Below are 2,608 nucleotides of genomic sequence, written 5' to 3'. Positions count from 1 at the left end.
TCCGGGATGTACTGCTACCCTGTCCTTCCAGTTCAGAATGGGTGGTATGGTCAGCCAGTAACTTCCAGTCAGCAGTATGACCTGCCCGGCGGGACAGACTGAAGCCCTGGTTCTCGAATTCACTCTCTGTGGCCCATTTCAGAACGAGGTTACCTTTCTCAGTAGTTGCATTGAAAAAGACCAGTTCGACGGGTAGCGAGCTGTCCAAAGTGGATTCATCTGTACAGACAATGGGGCGCATACGCCAATCATAATAGGCTGACCAACTGGAACCTGTGTTATAATAGGATCTTCCATCAACACTGCCATTGTCGGCACGCAAGGAGATGCTTCCAGAAGCTGTATTCAGGCAAACCAAATGATAATCTGTCCCTGACGAAACACTGACCCCTGCATCTTTAAGGGGAATGTAGGACCAGCTGCTTTTTGATATGTCACCAACAACCATGGTAACTGTTGAGCCAAGCTTTGATCTGGGAGTTCCGCTATTATTTGACCATATTTCAAATGATACATTTCCGCTTGTTCCAGTCAACGAATCCATATGAAACAGTGCACCAGTCACGTCTCCGCTTGTTGAAGGCGAAAATCTGACAGACATCTTTAAACCAGTACCTAAAGAGGCTGCTGTGTTAGAAGTCCAGCCATCATAGCTGTAAATATCATGATCCACGGTAGTTGAACTGTTGATAGTTTTAGCCAGTGCCTCAAAAATATTAAGTTTACCATAGCCCCAGACAGTATTGGGCACACTACTGCCGGTGTAACTGTCTGTGGTAGCATTCTCACACAACAGGGTCTTTACTTGAGCTGCTGTAAGATTTGCATTATGCTCCAGCATCAGGGCTACAGCTCCTGTCACAAGGGGAGAACTAATGCTTGTGCCTTGAGTCAAGTGATACTTATTGGTAACAATTGTATAGGGAACCAGCGGAGAATAATCAGTGGAGGTTGCTGCAAAGACACCGCGTCCTGAAGCCGAGAGATCGGGTTTCTGGCTACCGTTTCGTGATGGGCCAATACTACTGAAATAGGCGATGTCATCTGATCGATCAGGAGGAGAAAAGAGGTAGCTATTATTATTACTGGCTCGCCAGCGCCAGCGGGAAGTATGGCCCGCCACCGTTATGGCGGAAGCTGCAGCACCGGGTGATGCTATCGTGTAATTGGAGTCAGCACTGCCCAAAGTAGCACTCATGGTACTGGCAAACAGCCAACCGTGGTAAGTTAGGGTTGATCCAGAATTATTTGTGACCCGTAGGGTCCAGTCCCCTTCGGCAGGGATGGAGTCAGCGTTAGCATCAAACACTTCTACATAAGTACGCCTGTCACCATTGCTATGATCAGAATCAGTTTTATTGATGATCGTAATAGTGCCGTCGGTGGTTCCCCGAGTTCCTTGTTGATCCGCAGTTCTAGAATACAACTGACCATTGGGTGAGGTCAATTTGGCTGTTACATCTGCGTTATTATTCCACCACAGCTCAAAACCATAAGAATCATTACTGGTGCCTCCATTAGCTGTATAAGCAGGCACTGTAATGGTGATATCTGCATTACTTGATGCACTCACCGTACCGGTAACATGAATCAGCTCATTGCCCTCATTGCCGGCAGCCACGACTGCCACACGACCATTTCCAGAGGAGGTAAACCCATCCACAGCCTCATCCAGGCTGCTTGTACCGTCATGGGCGTTATTCTGGCTGCCAAGACTAAGGTTAACAACCACTGGCTTCGATGTAAACGCTGCGATCTTTTGAGCATAGTTTAGCGCATCCTTTAAATTGTTGTCGGAAAAGCTACCGTTCCCAGCTTTTACGATCACCAGATCTGAGCCGGGTGCCATACCTTTATATTTGGTATTGGAAAGCGAAGCACCATTTCCTGCAGCAGCACTGGCCACCAGGGTACCATGGCTATGGGTCTCAGTCTCACGCACAAAACCGGCTGCACTTCCATCGATCTCATCTTCAATATCTGATTGAGTATATTCAACTCCGTAATCCAGACCAGAGAAGTTGGTTCCATCCCGGTCTTCGGGAGTTTCTTCAGCCCCGGTAACTGTTAACGTCTGATCCCAGAGGTATAGAATGCGGCTCTTTGTAGTATCAGAAGCACCTCTGAAATCCAAATGAGACCAATCAATTCCTGTGTCGATGATGAGGACGATCACCCCTGTCCCATCATAAGCAATATTATTCAAGTAGCCATCATGAACCAGATCTGCCCCTGATTCAGCAACGGCAATATCAATCAAAGGATAATAAGTATCACCCTGGAACACCTGAATCACAGATGGAAGTGTTGTCAATTCTATTAGTTGATCATAAGTAATTCGGGCAGTACTCCATCCATCATAATCCGAATTGGTCTTGATCCCGGCGGCTTTGACTCGTTCAATATCAGTGCTGCGGATCGTAACCGGATAGAGTACTTCCTGCTGGGGACCTGTGACTGTCTGAGCTTTGGAAAAGCGAGTGTCCGTCAAATGAGCATTCTCTGGATCTTTTTCAGCAACCAGAGCTTGAAGATCTGGAGAGAGTTTCTGCATGGAGGAAAGTGACATGCTTTTAGATAGCAGGATTCCAGGAATGATCAGTAGCAA

Annotated in this window: 1 protein-coding gene; it reads right to left on the bottom strand. The window is 47.1% G+C overall.

The genetic code is table 11. The features are described from left to right. The coding region (locus tag U9Q77_09025) for a S8 family serine peptidase (GenBank protein MEA3287499.1) at nt 1–2,608 on the bottom strand (2,608 nt) is incomplete at both ends.

The organism is Candidatus Neomarinimicrobiota bacterium (assembly GCA_034716895.1).
GTDB lineage: Bacteria > Fidelibacterota > UBA8477 > UBA8477 > JABMPR01 > JABMPR01.
This window is presented reverse-complemented; position numbering and strand designations above follow the sequence as displayed.